The organism is Streptomyces xinghaiensis S187, from assembly GCF_000220705.2.
Lineage (GTDB): Bacteria > Actinomycetota > Actinomycetes > Streptomycetales > Streptomycetaceae > Streptomyces > Streptomyces xinghaiensis.
The window spans coordinates 4548354-4573931 of record NZ_CP023202.1; the positions used below are offsets into that span (position 1 = coordinate 4548354).

Here is a 25578-nt window from a genome sequence, read left to right on the forward strand (position 1 = left end):
CGGAACGGCGTCTCCCGGACAGCCGATAGGGTCGGGGCATGCTTCTCAACGATGGAGTCCGCATCGACGGCCGCGCCCCCGGCCGGCTCCGCCCCGTCACGATCGAACGCGGCTGGAGCAAGCACGCCGAGGGCTCCGTCCTCATCGCCTTCGGTGACACCAAGGTGTTCTGCACCGCCAGCTTCACCGAGGGCGTGCCGCGCTGGCGCAAGGGCAGCGGCGAGGGCTGGGTCACCGCCGAGTACTCCATGCTGCCCCGCTCCACCAACACCCGCGGTGACCGCGAGGCCGTCCGCGGCCGGATCGGCGGCCGCACCCACGAGATCTCCCGCCTCATCGGCCGCTCGCTCCGCGCCGTCATCGACTACAAGGCGCTCGGCGAGAACACCGTCGTCCTCGACTGCGACGTCCTCCAGGCCGACGGCGGCACCCGCACCGCCGCCATCACCGGCGCCTACGTCGCCCTCGCCGACGCCATCGGCTGGGCCCAGGGCAAGAAGCTGATCAAACCCGGCCGCAAGCCCCTCACCGGTTCCGTCGCGGCCGTCAGCGTCGGCATCGTCGGCGGCGTACCGCTCCTCGACCTCTGCTACGAGGAAGACGTCACCGCCGAGACGGACATGAACGTCGTCTGCACCGGCGACGGCCGCTTCGTCGAGGTCCAGGGCACCGCCGAGGGCCAGCCCTTCGCCCGCGAGGAACTCGACGGCCTCCTCGACCTCGCCGTCACCGGCTGCACCGAACTGGGCGCCGCCCAGCGCGCAGCACTCGACTCCACGGCCTGACCGGCCGCGGCGGGAGACGCGGCGCGGCCGGCAGGCCGGGAGCGAGCGGTGCCGGTGGCGAGCGGTGCCTGCCGGCCGCGCGTCCGGCCCGGGCCCGCCCCGAACCGTGCCCGCAGGGCTGAACCGTGCCCGCAGGGCTGACCCGTGCCGCGCCGGCCCTGTGATGCGACGGGCCGGCCGCGCCCATACCGAGGACGGCCCGGGCTCCGTACGTACCGGCCACGCGCCGGCCGTTCCCCAGCCGTTCCCCGGCCGGATCCGGGCGGGCGGCGGCACCGGGGGCAACTCCGCCGCCCGGGCATGCGTTAATACGGGTACGTACGGGCGTACGGGCCCCCGTCCGCCCACCCGCACCAGGGGAGGACCGCCGTCCATGGCACCGCGCCGCCGTACCACCACCGCCGTCACCGCTCTCGCCGCCGCGGCGCTCGCCGTGCCGCTCCTGACGGGGTGCGGTGCCGTCGAGAAGGCCTTCGACTGCGCCCGGACCGCCGCCACCATCACCGAGGCCGTCTCCGACCTCCAGCGGGCCGCCACCGACGCCGCCGAGAACCCGGCCGAGTCCATCGACGCCCTCGACCGCATCGAGCGGAACGTCGACACCCTCGGCAAGGAGACCGACGACGCCGACCTCAGCAAGGCCGTCGAGAAGCTCGACACGGCGGTCCAGGAAGCCCGCGACGCCATCCAGGACAACCGCACGCCGGACCTCACCCCCATCACGGACGCCGCGGGCGAGATCACCCAGGTCTGCTCCCCGGGCTGACGCGAAGCCGCACCGGCAGCCCGTCCTCGCCGACGGTGCCGACGGTGCCGACCCGGCCCGGAAGGACGCGGCGCGCCCCACCCGGCCCGGCGCTCCCCACCCGGCGCGCCCCACCCGGCGCGCCGCACCCGGCCCTGCCGCGCCCCCGCTTGGGGCACGCCCGGACCGGGCCATCCGCTGGGCCGGGCGTCCGCCGGGCCCGGCCGCCCGCCGGGGCGGGACCGCGGCGAAGCGCCCCCGGCGGCGCCACGGCGGGCCGGTATCGCGCCCGGCCGGACCGGCGGGGGCGCGGGGCGGAATAATCGCTCCCCATGAAGCGCCTGATCCTCGCCACCCGCAACACCCACAAAGTGACCGAACTGCGCGCCATCCTGGCCGACGCGGGCCTCGGCGCCGAAGACGTCGAACTCGTCGGCGCCGACGCCTACCCCGAGATCCCGGACGTCAAGGAGACCGGCGTCACCTTCGCCGAGAACGCCCTCCTCAAGGCGCACGCCCTCGCCCGCGCCACCGGCCACCCCGCGGTCGCCGACGACTCCGGCCTGTGCGTCGACGTCCTCGGCGGCGCCCCGGGCATCTTCTCCGCACGCTGGGCCGGCCGGCACGGTGACGACAAGGCCAACCTTGATCTCCTGCTGGCCCAACTCGCCGACATCACCGACGAACACCGCAGCGCCCACTTCGCCTGCGCGGCAGCGCTGGCCCTACCCGACGGCACCGAACGCGTCGTCGAGGGCCGCCTCACGGGCACCCTCCGCCACACCCCGGCCGGCACCGGCGGCTTCGGCTACGACCCCGTCCTCCAGCCGGACGGCGAGACCCGCACCTGCGCCGAACTCACCCCGGAACAGAAGAACGCCATCAGCCACCGCGGCAAGGCCTTCCGCGCCCTGGCCCCGCTGGTACGCGAACTGCTGGGCTGAGGCGGCTCCGAGCAGCGCGAATGCCGGGCACGGCCACTCGATGACTCGACTTGACCGGCCCGGCATCTCCGGTGCGGCCGGTGGGACTCGAACCCACACGGGATTTCTCCCACAGCGTCCTAAGCGCTGCGCTTCTACCTATTTAGCCACGGCCGCCGACTGCGACCATCGTAGCGGCCCGCAACCTGCTCGGTCATGGCGATAAGAACTGTCACAGCCGTACGACGTCAGCTCCGGCCCGGCCTCCACGGCACCATGTGCTCGTTACCGCATGACAGTTGGGGCAGAGCAGCCGCAGATTGTCCGGACGGTCATCGGTCCGGTCGCCGTTGATGTGGTCGATCTCCAGCGTCATCGGCTTCCCCTGCCACCGGGCTTCGGTTCCGCACTCCGCGCATCGCTCGGCCACACCAATGGCCAGCAGGGCCCGCCTCAGCAGAGCCGTCCTGGTCCGGTGCCCTCCACTGCGCTTGACCAGAATCTCTTCCGGTTTCCTCTTCGGCACGGGACCGGGTCGGCCGCGCTGGTGGGCCTGTCCAAGGAAATGAGATGTGCTGATCCCGGCTTCCGCCGCCCACTGGTGAAGACGTCGGCGCGTCCGCTCGTGATCCGGGATGCCGAGCAACCGCAGAGCACCGGCGATGGAGACGGAATCTTGAATGGCCTGCCGCAGAATGTCCTTGCCGGGTGCCTGCTCGGCCGGCCCGGGACGGCGGTGGCGCATATGGGATACATCGATCCCGAAGTGGGCGAAGCGGCGAAGCAAGTGCCGTTCGAGGCCGTCATATGGCTTTGCGCCGACGAAAACAATCACGTCGCCGATGTCCGAGCAGGATTCTGCCGCGGCTGTCAGAAGGTCCTTCGTGTAGCGCCGGGAACCACTCACGACGCCGTCTCCGTGGAACGGTGCCGGTCACGCGTGTCCCGAGGCCCCTTGTTGCGGCCCCGGTAGGTATCCGTTGTCGCGTGACAGTTGGGGCAGAGCAGCCGCAGATTCTGCAGCCGATTGTTCCACCACCTGCCGTCGATGTGGTCCACTTCCAGCGGCAGACGCCGTCCTCGCCACATTGGCTCCATCCCGCAGAGGGCACAGAGGTGGGCGACACCGGCGTCGAGCATGCACTGTCTGAGCCGGTCACCGTGTACGCGCCGGGCGCTTTCGGGATTCTGCTCGACCAGAACGTCCTCGGGCGTACGACGGCGGCGTCCGGCCCGGTTGCCGGAGGTGCGTGCCGTGAAGTGGGACGTGTCGATGCCCAGTGCCCGGACCCGGTTGCTGATGTGGGTGTGGTGTCCGCCGACGATGCCCAGGCCGAGGCGGCGCAGGACTTCGTTCATGTTCGTGGAGGCCGCCACCGCCGGTTCGAGGATTTCCCTCGTCCAGCGTGCGCCCTCACGCTCGAAGTGAGAGGTGTCGATCCCCAGGGTTCTCATCCGGGCCCTGAGGTACCGCCGACTGCCGCTTCTCGGGTCCACACCGAGCTTTACCAGAGCCTGGCTGAGGGTGCGGGACGACCTCGCGGCTTCATTGAGGCGATCGTGCGTGTAGGGACTCGGCGGCATGGCAAACCCCCCGTTGTGAATCGAGCGCTCACTGCGGTCTCGAACTCATCAACGAGAGGGTCGTGACAGGGTTACGCCGTCCGGGGCCATCGATCGTTTCCGACGGCCCCGGACGTTCCGTAGCCGGTGCCGCGTACAGGGCGGGGACGGATCAGGCCCCCGGCTGGACGGACAGGTCCTTGAGGAGCTTGGCGACGTGGCCCGTGGCCTTGACGTTGTAGAGGGCGCGCTCCACCGTGCCGTTCTCGTCCACCACGACCGTGGAGCGGATGACGCCGGTCACCGTCTTCCCGTACAGCTTCTTCTCGCCGAAGGCGCCGTACGCCTCCAGCACCGACTTCTCCGGGTCGCCGACGAGGGTGACCCGCAGGTTCTCCTTGTCGCGGAACTTGGCGAGCTTCTCCGGCTTGTCCGGGGAGACGCCGATGACCTCGTAGCCGGCGCCGGCCAGCAGCTCCAGATTGTCGGTGAAGTCGCAGGCCTGCTTGGTGCAGCCGGGGGTGAGGGCCGCCGGGTAGAAGTAGACGATGACCTTGCGGCCGGCGTGGTCGGCGAGGGACACCGGCTTGCCGTCCGCGTCGGGCAGGGTGAAGGCGGGGGCGGTGTCGCCGGGCTGCAGTCGCTCGCTCATGGTTCTCCTCGGTGGTGACAGGACGGACGGCCGGAGGGCCGGACGGCTCCGGGGCCCGGAGTGCCCCGGTGGCCGGAGGGCTCTCCCCGAGATTAACCGGGCGGTACGACGGATCGGCTGGGGTGCCGGGGGGCAACGCTGGGCAGGAGCTGACAGACTGTCCATCGCGGACGACCAGCACGGACGGAAACACCGATCAACTCAGGACGACGGAGGCAGCGCGGTGTCGGATGCCAGGACCCCGGCGCAGATCGAGGCGGATATCGCCCGCAGGCGCCAGGAGCTCGCCGTGACGCTCGACGAGATCGCGGTGCGGGTGCACCCGAGGACGATCGTCGGGGACGCGAAGGTGAAGGCCGTGTCGGCCGTGGACCGTACGGCGGGGCGGGCCTATGTGGCGGTGAACCGCGCGCTCAACGACGTACGCGGCGCCTTTGTCTCGGAGAAGGGCGAGCCGCGGCTGGAGCGGATCGTCCCGGCGGCGGTGGCCGCGGCGGCGGTGGTGGGCCTGCTGGTCACGGTCTCGTCCCGGCGCGGTGGCGCCGGCGGGCGCTCCGGGGGACGGGGACGGCGGCGCTGAGCCGGGGCGGGGGCGCCGTCCGGTCGTCCCGCCCGATGGCGTGGCCGGCCGCCGCCCGCCGTGGCGGCCGTCTCCCGCTGCCGTGACGGGCTGGGCCGCCGTTGTCACGGCAGTGGGGGAGGGGCCCGCCGCCGTGCCGAGGCCCACCCCCTGCCGTGGACGGGGCGGGCGGGCCCGCGGCCGGTCGCCGTCGGGCCGCCGGCTGCCCGATGCCCGCCAGTCGCCGCCCGCCGTCGGGCCGTGGCCAACGCGCCTTCCCGGCCCGCCCTCCGCGGGTCCGGTGATGCCGGGCCCGTGGCGTTCCCGGGGCGCGGGGGCAGGTACCGTCATGGCGTGAGCCAGAACGTTACGCACGATGACAAGTTGCCCATCCGCATGCTGCACGACCGGGTGCTCGTCCGCACGGACATCGCGGAGGGCGAGCGGCGCTCCACGGGTGGCATCGTCATCCCCGCGACCGCCGCGGTCGGCCGCCGCCTGGCCTGGGCCGAGGTGGTGGCGGTGGGGCAGAACGTCCGGACGGTGGAGCCGGGCGACCGGGTGCTCTACGACCCGGAGGACCGGGCCGAGGTCGAGGTCCGCGGGGTGGCGTACGTCCTGATGCGGGAGCGGGATCTGCACGCGGTGGCGGCCGAGCGCCTGGAGGGCGCGGAGGATTCCACGGGGCTCTATCTCTGATCCGCCGGGCCGTCCCTGGCCCGGGCCCGGCCCCGCGGCCCCCGTCAGGTGGTCGTGCTCGCCGTGTCCGCGCCCGCCGTGTCCGTGCCGCCCCCGCCGTCGGCGCCGCCGTCCGTTCCGCCGGTACTGTCCGTGCCGCCGGTGTCTCCGCCGGTTCCGCCGGTGTCACCGCCGGTGCTGCCTCCGCTGTCGGCGCCCCCGTCCGTGCCCCCGTCGGTACCTCCGTCCGTGCCGCCGGTGTCGCCGCCGCTGCCGCCGCCCTTGCCGTCGTCGGTGGGCGGGGGTTCGGAGGCGGTGGGCGGTGCCGAGGTCTCGGGGCCGTCCGTCCCGCCGGTCTCCCCGGGGTTCTCGGCGGCGCCGGTCTCGCCGGTGTCCTCCCGGGGGCCTTCGGCCTCCCCGGCCTCTTCGAACGCGTCGCCCGGTGCACCGGGGTCGGGGTCGTTTGCGCCCTCCATCGGCTTGAGGTCGAATTTCTCCGCCGGGCTGCCCTTGAGGGCCGCGGCGGTGTACTGGCCCCAGATCTGGGCGGGGTAGCCGCCGCCGTTGATCCGGGCCATCCCGGTGGCTCCGTAGAGCTTCTTCTGCTCGCCGGTCTCGGAGTCCTGGCCCATCACCGCGACGACGGTGGCGAGGTCGGGGGTGTAGCCGGCGAACCAGGCCGCGCGGTCCTCCTCGGCGGTGCCGGTCTTGCCCGCGGCGGGGCGGCCGGCGGAGGAGGCGGCGGTGCCGGTTCCCTTCTCGACGACGCCCTTGAGGACGGAGGTGGTGGTGTCGGCGGCCTCGCGGCTGACGGCCCGCTCCGTCTCCTTCCGCGGCAGGTCGAGTTCCCGATCGCCCTTGGTGATCTTGGTGACGAGGACGGGTTCGCGGTGTTCGCCGTGGTTGGCGAGGGTGGCGTATGCCTCGGTCATGTCGAGGACGCTGGCGGTGGCGACGCCAAGGGCAACGGAGGGGTCGGGGGTGAGATCCGGGGTGTCCTCGGGCAGCCCGAGGCCGACGGCGGTGCGGCGGACGGTGGCGGGGCCGACGTCCTGGGCCATCTGCGCGTAGACGGCGTTGACGGATTTGTCGGTGGCCTCGGCGACCGTGAGCTGCCCGTAGCTCCGCTCGTCCTCGTTCTCCGGCTTGTAGTCGGTCGATCCGGACCGGGCCTGTACGGCGCGGCCGCTGGTGCCGTCGTAGCGGGCGTTCGGTGTGATGGGGCGGCCGTCGAGGGTCTTGGAGCCCTTGTCGACGGCGGCGGCGAGAACGAAGGGCTTGAAGGTGGAGCCGACCTGGTAGTCGCGCCGGGTGGCGTTGTTGACGTACTGCTCGGTGTAGTCGATGCCGCCGTACATCGCGACGACCTTGCCCGTCTTCGGGTCGATGGAGGCGCCGCCCGCCCGCACATAGCGGTCGACCTTGCGCTCCTTCTTGTCGAGCTTGGACATCAGCTGTTCGTCGACGGCTTCGACGAAGGCGTCCTGCCGCTTCCGGTCGATCGTGGTGACGATGCGGTGGCCGCCCGCTTCGAGGGCGTCCTCGCCGATGATGCCGTGGGCGGAGAGGTACTGCTTGACGGCCTCGACGAGATAGCCGCGCTGGCCGCTCATCCCGGAGGAGGGCCGCCCCTCGGCGGGGGTGGGGAACTCCATGCGGGAGCGTTCGGAGCGGCTGAGCCAGCCCTCGTCGACCATGCCGTCCAGGACGTAGTTCCAGCGGGCGAGGGCGCGGGCCTTGTTCTCCGGGTGGGTGGCGATGTCGTAGTAGCCGGGGGCGTTGAGCAGCGCGGCGAGGTAGGCGCCCTCGGCGGTGGTCAGGTCCTCGACGTGCTTGCGGTAGTAGGCGTGCGCGGCGGCCTGGATGCCGTAGGCGCGGCGGCCGAAGTAGCTGGTGTTGAGGTAGCCCTCGAGGATCTCGTCCTTGCTCGTCTCCTGGTCGAGCTTGATGGCGATGATGAATTCCTTGGCCTTGCGGGTGAGGGTCTGGTCCTGGGCCAGGTAGTAGTTCTTCACGTACTGCTGGGTGATCGTCGAGCCGGACTGCTTTCCCTTGCCGGTGGCGGTGTTCCAGGCTCCGCGCAGCATGGCCTGCGGGTCGACGGCCGACTCGGTGTAGAAGTCGCGGTCCTCGGCGGAGAGGACGGCCCGCCGGACGTGTTCGGGCACCCGGTCGAGTTCGACGTTCTGGCGGTTGACGTCGCCGTCGGTGGCGAGCTGGGTGCCGTCGGAGTAGAGGTAGACGTTGCCCTGCCGGACGGCGTGCTCGTTGGCGGCCGGGATGCCGACGAGCAGGTAGGCGGTGGCGAAGCCGCCGCTGAGGAGGAGGACGGTCAGCAGGACGCCGCCCAGCACGATCCGCCAGGTGGGCAGGTAGCGGCGGAAGCCGGTGCGCTGCGCGCGGCGTGCGGCGCCGGCTCCCGCACCGGCATCGGCACCGGCAGCCGCGTCTCCGGCTCCCGCACCGGCTCCCGCACCGGCTCCCGCACCGGCTCCCGCACCGGCTCCCGTACCGGCATCGGCAGCCCCGTCTCCGGCTCCGGCGGCCCCGGCCGCGGCGTCGGCGGTGCCGGCCCCGTGTCCCTGTGCGGCTTCGTCCGCGGCCCCGTGTCCGGTGTCCCCGGCGCTCTGCCCGCCGCCGTCGCCGCCCGCTTCCGGGGCGGCAGCCGGCTCGGTGGGTCCCGGTTCCGGTCGCCCTCCCGGCCCCGGCTCCGGCCCGTTCCCCGGTTCCCGCTCCGGTTCCGGCTCCGGGGAAGGCGGTTTCTGGTGCTGCGGCTCGTCGCTCATATGTCTGGGGACTCCTCGGCCGCCACCGAAGGTTGTACGGCGGCGATCACTGTCGGGCGGGCTGATCAGCGGGCCTGCGCCACGAGGCGGACTGTCGCGTCATCATTTCCGCGTGCTGGGGCCGGGGTGTCCGGCAGCACTGCCGGGACACACCGAAGGCCCTCCCGGGCCACCCTTACGGCTGACCGGATGGCGGAAAAACATGCACGCCCGCCCCGCTCGCCGCGCTAGGGTCATCCATTTGGGGCGATTTCGGCGGCGTCCGGCGGCGGCCGGCGGGGCCCGGCGGTGGTCGGTGCGGCGGGGTGACGAGCGGGGGCGCGGTGCGCGGCGGGGGAGTGCGGCGTGGTGGCGGGCACGGCGGCGGGCCGCGGCTGTACGGGGTGGTGGCCGCGGGCGTCTTCCGGCGCCATACGACGTACCGGATGGCCACGGCCGCGGGTGTCTTCACCAACACGGTCTTCGGCTTCATCCTCACCTTCGCCTACACGGCCCTGTGGGAGCAGCGGGACGGGCTCGGCGGCTACGGCCTGTCGCAGGCGCTGACCTACGTCTGGGTGGGCCAGGCGCTGCTGATGGCGATGGCCACGATGGGCGGCGGCTTCCAGGACGAGCTGATCGAGCGCATCCGCAGCGGCGACATCGCCGTCGACCTCTTCCGTCCCGCCGATCTCCAGCTGTGGTGGCTGGCGCACGATCTCGGCCGGGCGGCGTTCCATCTGCTGGGGCGGGGAGTGGTGCCGTTGCTGGTGGGCGGGGCGGTCTTCGATCTGGCGTTCCCCGGCGGGCCGCTGCCGTGGGCGGCGTTCCTGCTGTCGGTGCTGCTGGGCGTGGTGGTGAGCTACGCGATCCGCTTCCTGGTGGTGCTGTCGGCGTTCTGGCTGCTCGACGGGCAGGGCGTCGTCCAGATCTCGGCGCTGGTGGCGATGTTCTTCTCGGGGATGCTGCTGCCGCTGACGGTCTTTCCCGGGCTGCTGGGGGAGGTGGCGCGGATGCTGCCGTGGGCGTCGATGCTCCAGGTCCCCGCGGATGTGTTCCTCGGGAAGTACGGCGGCTGGGAGCTGGCCGGGGCGTACGGGTTCCAGGCCGGGTGGGCGCTGGCGCTGCTCGCGGCGGGGCGGGTGCTGCAGTCGGTCGCGGTGCGGAGGGTGGTGGTCCAGGGTGGCTGACACGCGTCCGCGGACGGCCGGGCCGCCCGGCCCGGTGGCGGCCGGTCCGGACCGGGAGGGCCGGGAGGCTCCGCGAGCGCGGAGGCGGACACGGCGAGGGGCGGGCGCCCGTGTCCCGCACCGGGCGGCGGCGGGGCTGCGCGCGTATGTCCTGATCACCGCCATGTGGGTGCGCTCGACGATGGTGTACCGGACGTCGTTCCTGCTGACGGCGCTGGGCAACTTCGCCACCACCGCGCTCGACTTCGTCGCGATCCTGCTGATGTTCTCCCATGTGGAGGCGCTCGGGGGCTTCGGCTTCGCGGAGGTCGCCCTGCTGTACGGGACCTCGGCCACCGCCTTCGGCCTGGCGCATCTGCTGCTGGGCGGCATGGACGGGCTCGGGGCCCGGGTCCGGCGCGGGAGCCTGGACGGGATGCTGGTGCGCCCGGTGCCGCTGCTGGCGCAGGTGGCGGCGGACGGCTTCAAGCTGCGCCGGATCGGCCGGCTCGCGCAGGGGCTGCTGGTGCTGGGCTGGTCGCTGGCCGTCCTGGAGGCCGAGTGGACGCCGCTGACGGTGCTGATGGTGCCGGTGGCGGTGGTGAGCGGCGCGGCGATCTTCGGCGCGCTGCTCGTCGCGGGCGGTTCCTTTCAGTTCTGGGCGCAGGATGCCGCGGAGGTGCAGAACTCCTTCACCTACGGCGGTACGACGTTGCTGCAGTACCCGCCGACGGTGTTCGCGCGGGAGTTGGTGGCCGGGACGGTTTTCGTGGTGCCGTTGGCCTTCGTGAACTGGCTGCCGGTGCTGTTCGTCCTGGGCCGCGACGACCCGCTGGGCCTGCCGGGCTGGGTCGATTTCCTGTCGCCGCTGGTGGCGGTGGTGTGCTGGGTGCCCGCCGGGCTGGTGTGGCGGGCGGGACTGGGTTCGTACCGGAGTGCGGGGAGCTGAGAGGCGGAGGATGGACGGCGGCGACGGCAGCGGCTACGGCGGCAGCGGCGCGGGAGGCGGTGCCGGGACGGGCCGTGGCCGGGACGGCGGGACGGGCCCGGGTGGCGCGGAGCCGCTCATCGAACTGGACGGTGTGGAGAAGGTCTTCCGGGTCCGGCGCCGGGTGGGGCGGCTGCGCCGGGAGCGGCGCGAGGTGCGGGCGGTGGACGGCATCTCCTTCCGGGTGCGGCGCGGCGAGATGGTCGGCTACATCGGTCCCAACGGCGCGGGGAAGTCCACCACCGTCAAGATGCTCACCGGCATCCTGGTGCCCAGCGCCGGCCGGGTGCGGGTCGCGGGCGCCGATCCGTCGCGGGAGCGGATGCGGCTGGCGCACCGGATCGGGGTGGTGTTCGGGCAGCGCACCACGCTCTGGTGGGATCTGCCGCTGCGCGACTCGTACGCGCTGGCCCGCCGGCTGTACCGGATCCCGGACCGCCGTTTCCGGGAGAACCTCGACCGCTGCGTCGAACTGCTCGGTCTCGGAGCGTTGTTGGACGTCCCGGTGCGGCAGCTCTCACTGGGCCAGCGGATGCGCGGTGACATCGCGGCGGCCCTGCTGCACGATCCCGAGGTGCTGTATCTGGACGAGCCGACGATCGGCCTCGACGTCCTGAGCAAGGCGAAGGTCCGGCGCTTTCTCGCCGACGTCAACGCCGAGCGCGGCACCACGGTGCTCCTCACGACCCATGACCTCACCGACATCGAGCAGTTGTGCCGCCGGGTGATGGTGATCGACCACGGCCGGGTGGTGTTCGACGGCGATCTGGAAGGGCTGCACGCGGCGGGTGGCAGTGAGCGCGTCCTCGTCGTGGACCTGGAACGGGAGCTGCCGCCGATCGACCTGTCCGGCGCGGGGCTGCCGGGGGTGCGGGTGGTGCGGACGGAGGGCCCGCGGCAGTGGCTGGCGTTCCCGGCGGGCGGGAGTGCCGCGCCGGTGGTGGCGGCGGTGGCCGCTGAGCATCCGCTGGTGGACCTGTCGGTGCGGGAGCCCGCGATCGAGGACGTCATCGCCCGGATGTACGCGGAGCGGGCGGCCTTCTGAGCCGTCGTTTCCGGCCCCGCGGGCTTTCCCTGCCGGGGAACGGTTCGCGCGGGGCCGGGTTCTGCCTAGGCTGAGGCCCATGATGAGCGAACCTCCTGAACTGCGGGCCTCCGACGCCGACCGTGAACGCGTCGCCGAGGTGCTCCGCGAGGCCGTCGCCGAAGGGCGCCTGACGATGGAGGAGTTCGACGAGCGGCTCGACGCGGCCTACCGGGCGCGCACCTACGCCGAGTTGGAGCCGCTGACCCGTGATCTCCCGGTGGGCGGGGCGGCGGGCCTGCCGGTGGTGCGCGCACCGGGGGAGCCGGCCGCCGCCGGGGCCGCCGGAGAGGTCTCCTGGCCGTCCCGGATCGGCGGCACGCCCAGTTCGAGGTGGGCGGTCGGCATCCTGGGCGGCTTCCAGCGCCGGGGCCGCTGGGTGGCGCCGCGCCGGTTCACGGCCGTGACGGTGATGGGCGGTGGGGAGATCGATCTGCGCGAGGCGCGGTTCGAGGACCGCGAGATCGTGATCCGCTGCTTCGCCGTCATGGGCGGGGTGAACGTGGTGGTGCCGCCCGGGATGGGCCTGGACGTCCGCGGCTTCGGCCTGATGGGCGGCTTCGACCAGAGCAAGGTGGACGAGGGCGATCCGGGCGCGCCGAAGGTCGTGGTCACCGGCTTCGCCTTCTGGGGCGGGGTCGGCACGGAGCGGAAGCTGCCCAGGGAGGAGCGCCGCCGGCTCAAGGCCGAGCGGAAGCGGCGCGAGCTGGAGGAGAAGGGGGAGAAGGACGGGGGCCGGGACCGCCTGGAGAAGCGGGAACGCCGGGAGCTGGAGGACTGACAGGCGACGGGCCGACGGGCCGACGGGCCGACAGGCCGCTCGTGCCCGTGCGGGGCCGCGGTGATCCGGGGCGCTTGCGCGCCCGGGCACACCGCGTCGCTGAACTTCCGCCTCTCGCCGGCGTCTCCGGGGCGGCGGGGAACACCGCCCCGGCCCATGGGGGGCAGGACACGGAGGCCGCCCGGCGGCGGTGCCCTCCGTGCCGGTGCGCCCGCCCGTCCCCGGGGCAGCGGCCCGGGGACGGGCGGGCGCACCGGGTGATCGCCCGGGCGGGGTGCTTTCCGCCGGGGGTGCCGCTCCGGATCCCGGGGCGTCGGCATATCGTCTACACGTGTGTAGAAAGACGGAGCGTGGGCCGACCTCGCGGCAGCCGCGCCGCCCATGCGTCCCATCGGGGGGAACTGTGAAGGAGCGCGCTGTGACCGCCAGACCGGCCGACCCCCCAGGGGGCGGTCTCCGAGCGTCCCGCGCCGCCGCGCGTGAGGCCGGCTCGCCGTGGGGCGGTGGGCTGTGCTGAGCGCCGTACTCGGCCTGCTGGCCGTTCTCGTCCTGACGCTCGGCACCGGCTACTTCGTCGCCCAGGAGTTCGCGTACGTCGCCGCCGACCGGCTCGCGCTGGCCCGTGAGGCGGCGGCGGGCGACCGGCGGGCCGCACGGGCCCTGAAGGTCCTGGAGCGGCTCTCTTTCATGCTCTCCGGTGCGCAGCTCGGCATCACGGTCACCGGACTGGTGGTCGGCTTCCTCGCCGAACCGTCCGTGTCGGCCCTGCTGAAGCCCGTACTGGACGGCCTCGGGCTGGCCGGCGGCACGGCCACGGCGATCTCCGTCGTGCTGGCCTTCACGATCGCCACCGTCCTGCAGATGGTGATCGGTGAACTCGCTCCGAAGAACCTGGCGCTCGCCGTGCCGGAGCCGCTGGCGAAGTCCCTGGCCGCCTCCACTCTGCTCTATCTGAAGATCGTCGGCCCGCTCGTACACGTCTTCGACAGCACCGCCAACAGGCTGCTCCGCAAGGTCGGCATCGAGCCGGTGGAGGAGTTGCACCACGGTGCCACCCTGGAAGAGCTGAGCCACCTGATCGGCGAGTCGCACGAGCAGGGGCAGCTTCCGGCGGACACCGCCGAACTCGTCGACCACGCACTGGAGTTCTCCGAGCGCACCCTCAGCCGGGTGATGGTCCCGCGGGTGGACGCCGTGTTCGTGGACCGGGACGCCACCCTGGCCGGGGCGGCCGGACTGATCGCCGAGCACGGCCACTCCAGCTATCCCGTGCTCGGCGGACACCCCGACGACATCGTGGGTGTCATCGGGGTGTGGGAGCTGATGCGGCTGCCCGCCGGCGGCTTCGGGACCACGAAGGCGGGCGAGGTGGCCCGGCAGCCGCTGTTCCTGCCCGACACCCTTCCGCTTCCGGAGGCGGTGGCGCAGATGAGAGAGCGGGACGACGAGTTCGCCGTCGTGCTCGACGAGCACGGGGGCGTCGCCGGCATCGTCACCTACGAGGACATCGCGGAGGAACTGGTCGGAGACATCGCGGACGAGACCGACACCGTCGTCCGGCTCGCCACCGCCGACGGGGCCGGCTGGCTCGTCGACGCGGGGCGCCGCCTGGACGAGGTCGAGCAGGCCACCGGCATCGCGCTGCCCGAGGAGGAGGACTACGACACCGTCGCGGGCCTCGTCATCGACCGGCTCGGCCGCTTCCCCGCCGTCGGGGACCGTCTCACCGTGGAGGGTGTCGCGATCGAGGTTCTGAGCCTGGACCGGCATGTACCGGAACGCGTCCGGATCGAGCGCTCGGCGGCCGAGGAGGCCCAGGCATGAGTTTCCCCATGGCACTGTTCGTGACCGTTCTGCTCCTCGTCGCCAGCGGGTTCTTCGTGGCCGGTGAGTTCGCCCTGGTCGCGGCCAAGCGTCACCGCATGGAGAAGGCCGCCGAGGAAGGCCGGCGCGGCGCGAAGGCGGCGCTCGCCGGTATGCGCGAGCTGTCGCTGATGCTCGCCGGCGCCCAGCTGGGGATCACGGTCTGCACGCTCGGGCTCGGCTCGATCTCCAAGCCCGCCATCTCCCACCAGGTCGATCCCCTGCTGCTGAAGCTCGGCCTGCCCGCCGGGCTCAGCTACGGCATCGCGTTCGCCTTCGCCATGGCTCTCGTGGTGTTCCTGCACATGGTGGTCGGCGAGATGGCCCCCAAGTCGTGGGCGATCGCCCATCCGGAGCGTTCCGCGATGCTGCTCGGCACGCCCTTCCGGGCCGTGGTGAAGGCCGTACGGCCGCTGCTCTGGGTCCTCAACCAGGTCAGCAACGCTCTGGTCCGGATGTGCCGCGTACAGCCGCGCGACGAACTGACCGCGGTCCACAACCGCGAGCAACTCACCCATCTGGTGGAGGAGTCGGAACGGCTCGGCCTGATCAACAAGACCGCCTCCGAAATGATCACCCGGTCGCTGACCGAGCCGCAGACCCCCCTCGCGGGACTCCAGGTACCCGCTGACGAGATCGTGACCGTGCCGGCCGACGCCGACGTGGACACGATCCTGTCGACGGCCACCGCCGCCGGCCGGGCACGCCTGCTCGTCAAGGACGGAGAGGCGGTCCTCGGCTCGGTGCACGCGCGGGACGCGCTGGTGGCCCGGGCCCGGGGGCGCGCCGCCACGGCTCGCCCGCTCGCCCGGCCGGTCCCGGAGCTGACGGGCACGGACAGCCTCTCCCACGCGGTCGAGCAGCTGCGCCGGCACCGCGCCTCCCTCGCTGTCATCCGGGACGCGGACGGCCGGCTCACCGGATTGGTCAGCCTGGATGATCTCCTCGCCCGTCTGATGGTGGCGCGCACCACGTAGGCGCGGCCGGGCACAGGGCCCTCTTCCCGGTGTGTTCCGGAGGGAGGGCCCTTTCCCGGTTTCCCGGTTTTCCGGCTTCCCGTATGTCCGGTGTGGTGAGCGGGATATCAGTCCGACGGCTTGTTCTCGCCCAGGCGCTCGACGAGCCCCTGGGCCTTGTCGACGCCGGCGCCGGCCGCCCGGGGACTGAAGTGGCGGCGAGCACACGCCTGATGACGGGCCCCGTGCGACAGGCCCTGATCGAGGCGAGCGAAGGAGCCCAGTTGCTGGTGGTGGGCGCCCGGGGACTCGGTGGTTTCACCGGGCTGATCCTCGGGTCGGTCAGCCAGGCGCTGCTCCACCACGCTCACTGTCCGGTCGCGGTCGTACGGCACCGTGGAAACGAGGGGCGAGGGGGCCTCCCCGCGCGGCCCGCGCCTTGCGCACGTCACTCCGAGGAGTGCGGGGTGGGTCCCGTGAAGTCCGGGCTCGCGAAGTCGGGGCCGGCGAAGTCCGGCCGGCTGTAGCCGAGCCGGGCGCGCTTCCCGGGCGCGGGGCCGGGCGCGGGGTCCGGTGGTGTGTCCGTGAACCCTGGTGCCGTGCCGGGGAGTCCGAGTTCGCGGCGCAGGTGGGGCAGCAGGGCGCGCTGCAGCAGGGCGCGCAGCCATGCCGCATGCGCCTGCGCGAGCGTGTCCGGTGCGGGCTGGGCGTGGTCCTGTGTGGAGCGGTGGCGGGCGGCGGTGAACGCCAGCCCGGCTCCGGCCGCCAGCCCGGTGACGGCCGCGATGACCGCGGCGGTCCAGCCCGTGGCGACGAGTGTGCCGGCCAGCGGACCCGAAGCTCCCGCCACGCGCAGTCCGTAGCCCAGCAACAGGAAGATCACCGCTGCCGCGATGGACAGCAGCGGGGTGAGGACGGTGAGGACGGCCACGGCCGCCTTGGCTCCCGTGCCGCCGGCGGGTGACGTGTCCGGGCCCGGGCCCGACCGCGCGTCCAGCAGCGCCGCGTATTCGGGCGACGCCTCGGCGGCGAGGGAGTCGGCCGCTGCGAGGGCGCGGGCACGCAGTTCGCCGGCGGTGTGCGGCGCGCCGGGGCGGCCGAGGGCCGCACGGATATCGGGTGCGGCGAGTGCCTTCCACAGAGCGCTCTCGAACGCGGCCCTGTCCTCGGGCCGTAGGGGTACGGGCTCGTTCATGCTCATTCCCGGGGGTTGTCCGGAGTGACGGTGTCCGCCGTGCCGGGTGGCCGGCGCCGGGAGGGGAGGAGGGCCGGCGCACCCTGGGGGCACCGGCATGCGGGCGGGCCGGAAAGGTCAGACGTTGACGCCGAAGTCGGCCGCGATGCCGGCGAGCCCGGAGGCGTAGCCCTGGCCTACGGCCCGGAACTTCCACTCCGCGCCGTGCCGGTAGAGCTCACCGAAGACCATGGCGGTCTCGGTGGCGGCGTCCTCGCTCAGGTCGTAGCGGGCGAGTTCGGAGCCGCCCGCCTGATTGACGACGCGGATGAAGGCGTTGCGGACCTGGCCGAAGCTCTGGCCGCGGTTCTCGGCGTCGTGGATGGAGACGGGGAAGACGATGCGGGTGACGTCGGCGGGTACGGCGGCGAGGTCGACCTTGATGGATTCGTCGTCGCCCTCCCCCTCGCCGGTGAGGTTGTCACCGGTGTGCTCGACGGAGCCGTCGGGGCTGGTGAGGTTGTTGTAGAAGACGAAGTGCCGGTCGGTGACGACCCTGCCGGAGTCGTTCAGCAGCAGAGCGCTGGCGTCGAGGTCGAAGTCGGTGCCGGAGGTGGTGCGGACGTCCCAGCCGAGTCCCACCACGACGGCGGTCAGGCCGGGGGCCTCCTTGCTCAGCGAGACGTTGCCGCCCTTGGCGAGGCTCACACCCATGTCGTCGTTCCCTCCGTGTTCTTGTGGCCGGGCGGGATATGCCCGCCCGGTGCGTTGCCCGGATGCTGAATCTACAGCAGTGTAGAAGTTGGCGCGGGAGTGTTCGGTGGTGCCCGTGCGGTGCCGTCTGTGAGGGCGGCGCGGTCCGGGCCTGGCACGAGCCGGACCGTGCCGGCCGCGCCGGGTGTGCCGGGCACCGGGGCCCCGGCCCCGTCCCATGGGTTCGGGCGCCGGTCCGGCGATCCGCGAAGGTGGGGAACGACATGGACTCGGGAGCTCTCACGGTGCACGGTTGAGCGTGACGGGTCCGTCGAGAGCCACGGAGACGCAGACAGGCGGATACGAGCTTCGGCCGGTGTGGAAACGGCGGAAGAAAACAGACGTGACGAGGTCGGTACCATCACCCCTCTCGCCACACGAGCGAGAGCGGTGGGCAGGAGGCGCGCGCCATGACGACGGAGCGGAACGAGTGCGTTGCCCGCCGGCGGCCCGGCCGCCGGGCTCAGGGGGAGCTGGAGAGCGAGGTTCTCGCCGCTCTGAGGAGTGCGCCACAGCCGGTCACCGCCGCCTATGTGCACCAGCGTGTCGGCCGGGGCCTCGCCTACACGACCGTGGTCACCACCCTGACCCGGCTGCAGGCCAAGGGAGCGGTCGAACGGCGGCGGGCGGGCCGGGCCTTCGAGTGGACGGCGGTCGCCGACGAGGCGGGGCTGGCGGCCCTGCGGATGCGCCGCCTCCTGGACGCGGAGGCGGATCGCGAGGGTGTGCTGGCCAGATTCGTCACCGCTCTGCTGCCCGACGACGGACAGCTGCTGCGCGGTCTCCTGGCCCGGACCGACGAGGCCGAAGGCTGACGGAGGTGGGCGTCTTCGTCTTCCTGCCCCTCGTCCTGCCGCTGTCGGCGTGGCCGGTGGCCCGGCTGGCCGAGCAGCATCTGCACCCGCGTGCGGCCACCTGGCTGCTGACCGTGGCCGCCGTCGTCCTGGCCGTCTGCAGCACTCTGTGCCTGGCCCTGCTGATGGTGGTCGGCACCGCCCAGCTCCCCGGCAATCCGCTGCCGGACGGCTGGTCCGATCCGGAGGTCCGCGAGGCGGTCCCGTACGACGAGGTCGCGGGCAAGGCCGCCATCCCCGCCCTGATCGGGGTGCTCCTCTCCTGCGGCCGGGCGGCCCGGCACCACCACCGCTTACGGCTCCGCGCGAGCCGGGCGCTCGCGGGACTGCCGCCACGGTCGGTCGCGGTTCTGCCGGATGACGTCCCGTACGCGTACGCACTCCCCGGACGACGCGACCGCATCGTCACGACGACGGGCATGCTGCGCGGTCTGACGGGCCCTGAGCGCCGTGCCCTGTTCGCACATGAGCGCGCCCATCTCGCGGGCCGTCACCACCGGTTCCTGCTGGCCGTACAGCTCGCCGGCCGCGCGAACCCGTTCCTGCGTCCGCTGCGCACCGCCGTCGCATACACGACCGAGCGGTGGGCCGACGAGGAAGCCGCCGCCCGGATCGGTGACCGCCGGCTCGTGGCACGGGCGGTCGGCAAGGCCGCGCTCGCCTCGAGCGGGGCCCCCGGCGCCACCCTGGCGGGCTTCGCCGCACCGGGCCCCGGACCGCGCCGTGTGGCCGCACTGCTGGGGCCGGCGCCCGTGGTGCGGAGCTGGCCGCCGGTGTTCACCGCGGTCGGCCTGGCCGCCTGGGGAGCCGCCGTCGGCACCACGGTCTCGGTGCTGTCGTCGGCCAACGCCGCGGTCAGTCTGTTCTTCATCCTGCAGGCCGCCACCCCGCTCTAGGCGGTGACCGGCGGCTGCAGGGGGTGACCGGCCGCGCGGCGAAGGCCGTGGCCAGTCGCCGGACGCCGGACGCCCGGCGGGGGGCGGGGGCCGGTGCGGGGAACCGACCGCGGAGACGGGTCAGTTCTTGTTGAGCGTGCGCGTCACGCCCGCGACGACGGCGGTCGTGAGCAGCCAGCCCGCCGCGATCAGGGCGTAGGCCAGCCACGCGGGGGCCCCTCCGGTCCAGTACCAGGCGTTGCGCTGACCGAGACCGCCGATGGGGATGAGCAGGTCCAGGGTGTAGACGAGGGCGCTGAACGGGGCGCCCTCGCCGGGCTGCGCCGCCACGGGCTCGTGGGCGCCGAAGACGCCCGTGCCGAGGAGGGCCAGCGCCAGCAGCCACACCCCGGCCAGCCAGGGCCGGTAGCCGTAGCCCACGGTGCCGTCGAGCAGGAGGCCCCAGGCGCGCCCGGCGGGGCGCAGGGTGCCGCGGCGGTGCCGCTGTTTGGCCAGCAGGACCCGGCGGGCGTCGTCGTCATGGCCGATCTGCCGGTACCAGCCGGCGAGTTGCTCGTACGGCTGCGGGGCGTAGGCCGGTTCCCGCCGGATCCACGCCAGGCGGTGGCCGACGGTGTCCCGCCCGGCGTCGTCGTCGCTGTGCAGGTCGCCGTAGACGAAGCCCTGCAGGCGCACGGTGTCCGGCCAGGCTCCCCGGCGGTCGTGCAGCGCCGTGACGCGCGCCCCCCGGAGGTCCACCGCGCCCGACGGGGGGACGGCGGGGGTCAGGACGAGATCGTCCGCCTGCATCCGTGCGCAGTCCAGGGCGGTGTCCCGGCCGTCGAGCACGGCACCGTCGAGGGTCAGTTGGCCGGATATGGTGGCGCCGCGGAGGCGCACCGCTCCCCGCGCCGTGAAGCCCTGGGAGCAGACCAGGGTCGCGATCGTCGCGTTGTCCGCGAGGAGTGCCGCCTCTCCGGGGTGGTGGCACCGCGCCCGCTCCATGAACAGGCCGCCGGACAGCTGTGCTCCCAGCAGCCGCAGGCCGCCGTCGGCGGTGAATCCGCCGCGGCAGAACACGGCACCGCCCATGACGAGGCCGCCGGCGAACAGCGCCCAGTCGCCGGGCGCCGACAGATGCGCACCGCTGAGGATCAGCTCACCGGTCACCTGTGCGTTCATGAGGGAGAGCCGGCCCCGGATGGTTGATCCCCGCAGGTCGAACCGGCCTTCGACGCGGGCCATCGCGGCGTCGATGCCGCGCAGCCGGCTGCGGGCGATGGTGATGGTCCGGGTGGAGGCTCCGTGGAAGCCGATGTCCTCCTCGAACCGGCACTCCTCGAACCGGATCGTGTGCGGGATCTCCGCACCGCCCAGGTCGAGACGGCCGCTGATCCGGGCGCCGGCCAGCCGCAGAGCCGGGACCGACCCCGGCTGCCCCGGGTGACCGCCGAGCAGCAGGGCCGCCACCACCGAGGCCCGGACCGTGCGCTCGGGCCCCCAGGGCTCCTCTCCGGCCCCGGCCCCGGATTCGTCTCCGGCTCGGTGTCCGGCTCCGCCGTCGGCCGGGCCGTCGGCCGGGCCGTCGACGTGCCGTCGCGGACGCAGGTCAACCGCACGGCCTTCGGGGAAGGCGTCCCACAAATCGCGCTCCGGCGCGGTCAGTTCCTCGTACGACAGCACTCGGCCAGGGTATCGATCAACGCCCGGGGAGCCGGGCGCCCCCGGCAGCCCCGAGGGCCCGGCCCGGGCGGCTCAGAGCCGGGCCGGGGCCGAGCCGCGCAGGTCGCTCAGCTTGATGGTGCGCGCCATCTCCCGGTAGCCGTCGTCGCTGGGGTGGAGGTGGTCGCCGGAGTCGTAGGCGGGCAGCAGCCGGTGCGGCTGGGACGGGTCGCGCAGGGCCAGGTCGAAGTCGGCGACGGCGTCGAACACGCCGCCCGCGCGGATCACCTGGTTGACCTGCTGCCGTACGGCCTCGGTCTGCGGCCCGTAGCCGCGGTGGCCGCCGAACGGCAGGAGCGTGCCGCCGACGACGGGCACCCCGCGCCCGTGGGCCTGCCGCACCATCTGCCGCAGTCCTTCGACGATCTGACGGGCGTCCAGCCGGCGCGGTGTCTTCAGTATGTCGTTGATGCCGAGTTGGACGACGGCCACCCGCACCCCGCTCCGGGCCATGACGTCGCGTTCGAACCGGCTGAGCCCGCTGGGGCCGTTGTTGGGGGAAAAGCGGCTGCCGTCGATGAGGATGCGGTTGCCGCTGATGCCCTGGTTGAGCACGCCGTAGCGGGGCGCGCCCGGCTCCTCGCGGAGCCGCTCGGCGAGGAAGTCGGGCCAGCGGTGGTTGGCGCCGGCGGTGGAGGTGATGCCGTCGGTGATGGAGTCGCCGAGGGCGACGAGGGTGCCCTCGGCCTCGGTGCTGTAGACGTCGACGCCGGTGAGGTAGCGCCAGTAGGGGCTCTGCTCGGTGTACGCGGTGCCGCGCGGGTCGCCCGTCCGGTCGCCCTCGGCGAGGTAGGAGGTCTGCCGCGCGTAGGGGTGGTAGGTGACGGGGCCGGAGGGGGTCGGCGAGTAGGTGGAGACGAGCAGGTCGGCGGCGGCAGGAACGTTCAGCCGCACGGGGTCGCTGACCACGGCCTGCCCGGCCGGGACGGAAACCGACGGGCGGCCGGAGAACGTCAGCCGGCGCATGCTGCCGGAGGCCGCCGTCGGATCGCTGGGCGCCGCGGCCAGGGCGATGGTGGCCCCGGTGATGGAGAGCGGCCGGGTGCCGTAGAGGTTGGAGAGCTGGATGCGGGCGGCGCTGCCGCCGATACTGGTGTGCACGACGTTGCGGATGGACTTGCCCGCGTGGCCGTGGAAGGAGTTGGGCTCGGCCGCGGCCGGTGCCGTGGCCCAGCTGCCGACCCAGCGGCCCGAGACGGCCGGGGCGGCCGAGTTGCGCTGCTGCCGGGTGGCGGCGCTCGGGTCGCCCACCGCCCGGTCGCCGCCCACTCCGACGAATATGGCGACGGAGATGAGCACCACCACCGCCGCGAGGGCGGCGAGCAGGGCATAACCGTTCCGCTTGGTCACGCGCGGTTTGTCTCCTCGTACGAGGGAGCTGCCTGCTCCCGTTGGTGCGTTCCCCGGTCGGGGGCGGCGAGTTGGCGGCTCTCCGCCGGGTTGCTCCATGATCCCACGACGGGATCACGTTTCTGATAAGGGGCCGCTTCGATCGGCTCCGCCCGGGTAGACGCGGGGAACTCGTGGTGCGTTCCACTCGTGAGCGGTGCAGGGACAATGCGACGGAGGACCGGCGCGAACGGGTGGAGCGGATGGAACGGAAAGAGCCGGATGAATCCGGTGAAGCGGGCGGTACGGGCCGCACGGGCGGTACGGGCGGTACGGGCGGTGCGCGAGGCGCGCGAGGCGCGCGGGAAGAACGTACGGGACGCGGAGACGGCGCGGCCGGCCGGGTGGCCGGGGTGACGGGTGCGCCCGGTGGCACCGGCACGGCCGGGCGGACGGAACCCCCGGGGCCGTCCGGGTCCTCCGCGCGGCCCGGCCCGCCCGCGTCCCCCCGTACCCGGGGAGGCGGCGGTCTCGCCTACAGCGCCGCCGACGAGGAGAAGCGCCGCGGCGTCCGCCGGATGAAGACGACCGCGACCGGCCTGCTGGTGCTCGTCGCCGTGGTCTACGCCCTCGCCGAGTGGGCGCACTCCGCCGGGGCCGGGGCCTGGGCGGGCTATGTGGCGGCGGCCGCGGAGGCCGGCATGGTGGGCGCGCTCGCCGACTGGTTCGCGGTGACGGCCCTCTTCCGCCATCCGCTGGGCCTGCCCATCCCGCACACCGCGATCATCCCCACCAAGAAGGACGTCCTGGGCCGCAGCCTCGGCGACTTCGTCGGCGAGAACTTCCTCTCCTCCGAGGTCGTACGGACCCGGCTGCGTGCCGTCGGCATCAGCAGCCGCCTCGGCGGCTGGCTCACCGAGCCGGCCAACGCCGAACGGGTCACCGCCGAACTCGCCACCGCCCTGCGCGGCGCGCTGACCGTGCTCCGCGACTCCGACGTCCAGGCCGTGGTCGGCGAGGCGATCACGCGCCGCGCCGAGGCCCGGGAGATCGCGCCGGGCCTGGGCGTCATGCTGGACAAGGTCGTCGCGGACGGCGGCCACCACCGCGTCGTCGACCTGGTGTGCGTACGCGCCCACGACTGGCTGGTGCTGCACAACGAGTCGGTGATGACGGCCGTCGCGGGCGGCGCCCCCAACTGGACCCCGCGCTTCGTGGACCGCAGGGTCGGGGAGCGCGTCTACAAGGAACTGCTGCGCTTCTTCCGGGAGATGCGCGACATGCCCGACCACCCGGCGCGCGGCGCGGTGGACCGCTTCCTCACCGACTTCGCGGCCGACCTGCGCGACGAGCCGGACACCCGCGCCCGCGTCGAGCGGTTCAAGAACGAGTTCCTCAACCGCGACGAGGTGCAGGACCTGATCGCCTCCACCTGGAACGCCGTCCGCCGCATGGTCGTCGCGGCGGCCGAGGACGAGAGCAGCGAACTGCGGGTACGGGCCCGCACCGGGCTGCTGTCCCTCGGGGCGCGGATCTCCACGGACGCGCGGATGCGGGAGAAGGTCGACGGCTGGCTGGAGGACGCGGCGGTGCACGTCGTCACGACGTACCGCGACGAGATCACCTCGCTGATCACGGAGACCATCGCGAGCTGGGACGCCAAGCACACGACGAAGAAGATCGAGGCCCACATCGGGCGCGACCTCCAGTTCATCCGCATCAACGGCACGGTGGTCGGCGCCCTGGCGGGCCTGGTGATCTACACGGTGAGCCGGGGCTTCGGGGCGTAGGAGGCCGGAAGCGGCCGGCTGCCGGGCACCGGGCGCGGACCGGACGGGGGCGGGGCGGCGGGCCGGGCGGCCGCGGCCCGGCTGCCCGGGTGGCGGGCGCATGCCCCGGGCGGCCGGACCGCAGGCCGCGGGCGGTGAGCCTGGGCCCGGGCGGTGCGGCGCACTGGGAGCCGCGCTCGTCCCGCGCCCGGTGGGGCGCAGGCGGCCCCCGGTCCGGGGGCCGCCGTCCCCGGGCCCGGCCGGGAGGCCGCGGAAAAACGTCCACGGCTCACAGGCGTCCCGGGGGACACTGGGGAGCCCGGGCCGCCCCGGCAGCGTCCACCCTCCCGCAGGAGAACAACCACCGTGCCCCGCAAGCCCCGCAGCAAGCCTCGTAGCAAGCCCGGAGCCGTGAACCCGGGGGGCCCGAGCCCGGAGAACCCGGGAAACCTGCCGGGGATCGCCGGATCCGCCGATAACGCTGAGAACGCCGGGGCCGCCGTGGTCGCCGAGTCCTCCGGGACCGCCAAGGCCGCCGGGACCCGGACGGCCGGGACCCGGACGGCCGGGACCACCGGCAACGCCGGCAGCCCCGCCGGCCAACCGGGCACGGCAGCACGGGGAGCCGCTCTCCCCGGACCGGACGACCCCGCCCTCCGCGCGGACTGCGCCAACTGCTTCGCCCTCTGCTGCGTGGCCCTCCCCTTCGCCGCCTCCGCCGACTTCGCCGTCGGCAAACCGGCCGGCCGGCCCTGCGCCAACCTCCGCCGGGACGACTTCCGCTGCGGCATCCACACCACCCTGCGCGAGCGCGGCTGGTCCGGCTGCACCGTCTTCGACTGCCACGGCGCCGGACAGAAGGTGTCCCAGATCACCTTCGGCGGCCGCGACTGGCGCGGGCACCCGGACGTCGCACGCCCGATGTTCGAGGTCTTCCCCGTGATGCGGCAGCTCCACGAACTGCTCCGGTATCTCGCCGAGGCGCTCGCCCTGCCGGCCACCCGCACCCTCCACGGCGACCTCCGCCGCGCCCTGCGCGAACTCGACGGTCTCACCCGCCGGGACGCCGAGACGCTGCTCGCCACCGACGTGGCGGCCGTCCGGCAGGAGGCCAACACCCTGCTGCTGCGCGCCGGCGATCTGGTGCGGTCCCGGGCCCCGGGCCGCGGCGGCCGTCCGCGCAACCACCGCGGAGCGGATCTCGCCGGCGCCCGGCTCCGCAACGCGGACCTGCGCGGCGCGAGCCTGCGCGGCGCCCTGCTCATCGCGGCCGACCTGCGCGGTGCCGATCTGCGCTCGGCGGATGTCATCGGCGCGGACTTCCGGGACGCGGACCTGCGCGGCGCCGACCTGACCGGCGCCGTCTTCCTCACCCAGCCGCAACTCGACGCGGCCCGCGGAGACGCCGCCACCCGCATTCCCCCGGCCCTGCGGAGGCCGGCCCACTGGTTACGGCGGTCAGCGCGGAGCCCCGCGACCGGGCCCGTCCGTCCGTTGGCCCGTCACCGGCGGTGCGCCACGGCGCCGCAGTCACCGGGTCTGCCGTACCCGGCGCTCCCGCCACCGGCTCATCCGCGCAGCGCCTGGAGGG

Annotated in this window: 24 protein-coding genes, 1 tRNA gene and 2 pseudogenes; 17 read left to right on the forward strand and 10 right to left on the reverse strand. The window is 73.6% G+C overall.

All coding sequences use genetic code 11. The features are described 5' to 3' along the window. Positions 1-38 precede the first annotated feature (38 nt). From rph to rdgB, 3 genes are all read left to right on the forward strand, one after another. Positions 39-785 (forward strand): ribonuclease PH, encoded by a 747-nt coding sequence (gene rph / locus SXIN_RS19470; RefSeq protein ID WP_019711578.1) that lies wholly within the window; start codon positions 39-41, stop codon positions 783-785. A gap of 373 nt (positions 786-1158) precedes the next feature. Continuing rightward, complete coding sequence (locus tag SXIN_RS19475; RefSeq protein ID WP_019706766.1) at positions 1159-1551, forward strand: hypothetical protein; 393 nt, start codon at positions 1159-1161, stop codon at positions 1549-1551. A 311-nt stretch (positions 1552-1862) separates the two neighbouring features. Next, positions 1863-2474, forward strand: coding sequence for an RdgB/HAM1 family non-canonical purine NTP pyrophosphatase (rdgB, locus tag SXIN_RS19480; protein ID WP_019711577.1), 612 nt, complete (start codon positions 1863-1865; stop codon positions 2472-2474). Positions 2475-2546: 72 nt separating this feature from the next. On the opposite strand, the gene SXIN_RS19485 is transcribed toward rdgB, so the two are convergent. From SXIN_RS19485 to bcp, 4 genes are all read right to left on the reverse strand, one after another. Beyond that, a tRNA-Leu gene (locus SXIN_RS19485) sits at positions 2547-2630 on the reverse strand. Between the two features lie 55 nt (positions 2631-2685). Then, positions 2686-3360, reverse strand: coding sequence for an HNH endonuclease (locus SXIN_RS19490; RefSeq protein ID WP_039824188.1), 675 nt, complete (start codon positions 3358-3360; stop codon positions 2686-2688). Further along, on the reverse strand, positions 3357-4037 hold the full coding sequence (locus tag SXIN_RS19495; protein ID WP_039824186.1) for an HNH endonuclease signature motif containing protein: 681 nt from the start codon (positions 4035-4037) through the stop codon (positions 3357-3359). The genes SXIN_RS19490 and SXIN_RS19495 overlap by 4 nt, the downstream gene beginning before the upstream one ends. 151 nt (positions 4038-4188) lie before the next feature. Further along, complete coding sequence (bcp, locus tag SXIN_RS19500; RefSeq protein ID WP_019711575.1) at positions 4189-4668, reverse strand: thioredoxin-dependent thiol peroxidase; 480 nt, start codon at positions 4666-4668, stop codon at positions 4189-4191. A gap of 223 nt (positions 4669-4891) precedes the next feature. Between bcp and SXIN_RS19505 the strand changes: the two genes are divergently transcribed. Then, on the forward strand, positions 4892-5248 hold the full coding sequence (locus SXIN_RS19505; protein ID WP_019711574.1) for a DUF3618 domain-containing protein: 357 nt from the start codon (positions 4892-4894) through the stop codon (positions 5246-5248). Between the two features lie 333 nt (positions 5249-5581). Further along, a complete protein-coding gene (locus tag SXIN_RS19510) occupies positions 5582-5926 on the forward strand; it encodes a GroES family chaperonin (protein ID WP_039824184.1) in 345 nt (114 codons plus the stop codon). Between the two features lie 44 nt (positions 5927-5970). Here SXIN_RS19510 and SXIN_RS19515 read toward each other — a convergent pair whose 3' ends face one another. Next, complete coding sequence (locus tag SXIN_RS19515; RefSeq protein WP_095757282.1) at positions 5971-8691, reverse strand: transglycosylase domain-containing protein; 2721 nt, start codon at positions 8689-8691, stop codon at positions 5971-5973. A gap of 425 nt (positions 8692-9116) precedes the next feature. Between SXIN_RS19515 and SXIN_RS19520 the strand changes: the two genes are divergently transcribed. The 6 genes from SXIN_RS19520 (at position 9117) to SXIN_RS19545 (ending at position 15532) form a co-directional block, all read left to right on the forward strand. Further along, the gene (locus SXIN_RS19520; RefSeq protein ID WP_095758106.1) at positions 9117-9860 is read left to right on the forward strand and encodes an ABC transporter permease; all 744 of its coding nucleotides are present in this window, start codon (positions 9117-9119) and stop codon (positions 9858-9860) included. Between the two features lie 163 nt (positions 9861-10023). Continuing rightward, positions 10024-10788, forward strand: coding sequence for an ABC transporter permease (locus SXIN_RS19525; protein ID WP_019711571.1), 765 nt, complete (start codon positions 10024-10026; stop codon positions 10786-10788). 10 nt (positions 10789-10798) lie between these two features. Next, entirely contained in the window at positions 10799-11872 is a 1074-nt protein-coding gene (locus SXIN_RS19530; RefSeq protein WP_019711570.1) for an ABC transporter ATP-binding protein, read from the forward strand. A 79-nt stretch (positions 11873-11951) separates the two neighbouring features. Then, positions 11952-12692, forward strand: coding sequence for a DUF1707 domain-containing protein (locus SXIN_RS19535; RefSeq protein WP_039824176.1), 741 nt, complete (start codon positions 11952-11954; stop codon positions 12690-12692). 513 nt (positions 12693-13205) lie between these two features. Then, a complete protein-coding gene (locus SXIN_RS19540) occupies positions 13206-14516 on the forward strand; it encodes a hemolysin family protein (RefSeq protein WP_420341091.1) in 1311 nt (436 codons plus the stop codon). After that, positions 14513-15532, forward strand: coding sequence for a hemolysin family protein (locus SXIN_RS19545; RefSeq protein ID WP_095757283.1), 1020 nt, complete (start codon positions 14513-14515; stop codon positions 15530-15532). The genes SXIN_RS19540 and SXIN_RS19545 overlap by 4 nt, the downstream gene beginning before the upstream one ends. A gap of 107 nt (positions 15533-15639) precedes the next feature. Here the strand turns inward: SXIN_RS19545 and SXIN_RS33060 are convergent, their stop codons facing one another. Continuing rightward, positions 15640-15873 carry a hypothetical protein gene (locus SXIN_RS33060; RefSeq protein ID WP_420341099.1) on the reverse strand — a complete coding sequence of 78 codons (234 nt, stop codon included), beginning with the start codon at positions 15871-15873 and terminating at the stop codon, positions 15640-15642. Between SXIN_RS33060 and SXIN_RS33065 the strand changes: the two are divergent. Continuing rightward, positions 15757-16038, forward strand: a pseudogene (locus SXIN_RS33065) (universal stress protein); the annotation flags it as partial. The gene SXIN_RS33060 and the pseudogene SXIN_RS33065 sit on opposite strands and share 117 nt — an antisense overlap. Here the strand turns inward: SXIN_RS33065 and SXIN_RS19555 are convergent. Both SXIN_RS19555 and SXIN_RS19560 read right to left on the reverse strand, forming a co-directional pair. Continuing rightward, positions 15960-16706, reverse strand: a complete 747-nt coding sequence (locus SXIN_RS19555; protein ID WP_192883605.1) for a hypothetical protein — start codon at positions 16704-16706, stop codon at positions 15960-15962. The pseudogene SXIN_RS33065 and the gene SXIN_RS19555 sit on opposite strands and share 79 nt — an antisense overlap. Positions 16707-16823: 117 nt before the next feature. Then, on the reverse strand, positions 16824-17399 hold the full coding sequence (locus tag SXIN_RS19560; RefSeq protein WP_019707084.1) for a TerD family protein: 576 nt from the start codon (positions 17397-17399) through the stop codon (positions 16824-16826). A gap of 449 nt (positions 17400-17848) precedes the next feature. Between SXIN_RS19560 and SXIN_RS19565 the strand changes: the two genes are divergently transcribed. Both SXIN_RS19565 and SXIN_RS19570 read left to right on the forward strand, forming a co-directional pair. After that, a complete protein-coding gene (locus tag SXIN_RS19565; protein ID WP_019707083.1) occupies positions 17849-18253 on the forward strand; it encodes a BlaI/MecI/CopY family transcriptional regulator in 405 nt (134 codons plus the stop codon). A 5-nt stretch (positions 18254-18258) separates the two neighbouring features. Further along, the gene (locus SXIN_RS19570; RefSeq protein WP_095757284.1) at positions 18259-19188 is read left to right on the forward strand and encodes a M56 family metallopeptidase; all 930 of its coding nucleotides are present in this window, start codon (positions 18259-18261) and stop codon (positions 19186-19188) included. A gap of 120 nt (positions 19189-19308) precedes the next feature. Here the strand turns inward: SXIN_RS19570 and SXIN_RS19575 are convergent, their stop codons facing one another. Together SXIN_RS19575 and SXIN_RS19580 are read right to left on the reverse strand one after the other, a co-directional pair. Beyond that, positions 19309-20850, reverse strand: a complete 1542-nt coding sequence (locus tag SXIN_RS19575) for an oxidoreductase (RefSeq protein WP_095757285.1) — start codon at positions 20848-20850, stop codon at positions 19309-19311. 72 nt (positions 20851-20922) lie between these two features. Then, entirely contained in the window at positions 20923-22239 is a 1317-nt protein-coding gene (locus SXIN_RS19580) for an SGNH/GDSL hydrolase family protein (protein ID WP_019711565.1), read from the reverse strand. 261 nt (positions 22240-22500) lie between these two features. Here SXIN_RS19580 and SXIN_RS32800 point away from each other — a divergent pair, with 261 nt between their 5' ends. From SXIN_RS32800 to SXIN_RS19590, 3 genes and pseudogenes are all read left to right on the forward strand, one after another. Further along, positions 22501-22635 (forward strand): hypothetical protein, encoded by a 135-nt coding sequence (locus SXIN_RS32800; RefSeq protein WP_019711564.1) that lies wholly within the window; start codon positions 22501-22503, stop codon positions 22633-22635. Beyond that, positions 22632-24008, forward strand: a complete 1377-nt coding sequence (locus tag SXIN_RS19585; RefSeq protein WP_238153808.1) for a DUF445 domain-containing protein — start codon at positions 22632-22634, stop codon at positions 24006-24008. The genes SXIN_RS32800 and SXIN_RS19585 overlap by 4 nt, the downstream gene beginning before the upstream one ends. A 480-nt stretch (positions 24009-24488) precedes the next feature. Next, positions 24489-25436: pseudogene (locus SXIN_RS19590) on the forward strand (pentapeptide repeat-containing protein); the annotation flags it as partial. Between the last annotated feature and the right edge of the window lie 142 nt (positions 25437-25578).

Bases quoted from the DNA above. Each gene is read 5' to 3' on its own strand.
- SXIN_RS19525 (WP_019711571.1), top strand. From the start codon at position 10,024: ATGTGGGTGCGCTCGACGATGGTGTACCGGACGTCGTTCCTGCTGACG.
- rph (WP_019711578.1), top strand. From the start codon at position 39: ATGCTTCTCAACGATGGAGTCCGCATCGACGGCCGCGCCCCCGGCCGG.
- SXIN_RS19530 (WP_019711570.1), top strand. From the start codon at position 10,799: ATGGACGGCGGCGACGGCAGCGGCTACGGCGGCAGCGGCGCGGGAGGC.
- SXIN_RS19475 (WP_019706766.1), top strand. From the start codon at position 1,159: ATGGCACCGCGCCGCCGTACCACCACCGCCGTCACCGCTCTCGCCGCC.
- SXIN_RS19520 (WP_095758106.1), top strand. From the start codon at position 9,117: ATGGCCACGGCCGCGGGTGTCTTCACCAACACGGTCTTCGGCTTCATC.
- SXIN_RS19565 (WP_019707083.1), top strand. From the start codon at position 17,849: ATGACGACGGAGCGGAACGAGTGCGTTGCCCGCCGGCGGCCCGGCCGC.
- SXIN_RS32800 (WP_019711564.1), top strand. From the start codon at position 22,501: ATGAATCCGGTGAAGCGGGCGGTACGGGCCGCACGGGCGGTACGGGCG.
- SXIN_RS19560 (WP_019707084.1), bottom strand. From the start codon at position 17,399: ATGGGTGTGAGCCTCGCCAAGGGCGGCAACGTCTCGCTGAGCAAGGAG.
- SXIN_RS19545 (WP_095757283.1), top strand. From the start codon at position 14,513: ATGAGTTTCCCCATGGCACTGTTCGTGACCGTTCTGCTCCTCGTCGCC.
- SXIN_RS19515 (WP_095757282.1), bottom strand. From the start codon at position 8,691: ATGAGCGACGAGCCGCAGCACCAGAAACCGCCTTCCCCGGAGCCGGAA.
- SXIN_RS19535 (WP_039824176.1), top strand. From the start codon at position 11,952: ATGATGAGCGAACCTCCTGAACTGCGGGCCTCCGACGCCGACCGTGAA.
- SXIN_RS19495 (WP_039824186.1), bottom strand. From the start codon at position 4,037: ATGCCGCCGAGTCCCTACACGCACGATCGCCTCAATGAAGCCGCGAGG.
- bcp (WP_019711575.1), bottom strand. From the start codon at position 4,668: ATGAGCGAGCGACTGCAGCCCGGCGACACCGCCCCCGCCTTCACCCTG.
- SXIN_RS19555 (WP_192883605.1), bottom strand. From the start codon at position 16,706: ATGAACGAGCCCGTACCCCTACGGCCCGAGGACAGGGCCGCGTTCGAG.
- rdgB (WP_019711577.1), top strand. From the start codon at position 1,863: ATGAAGCGCCTGATCCTCGCCACCCGCAACACCCACAAAGTGACCGAA.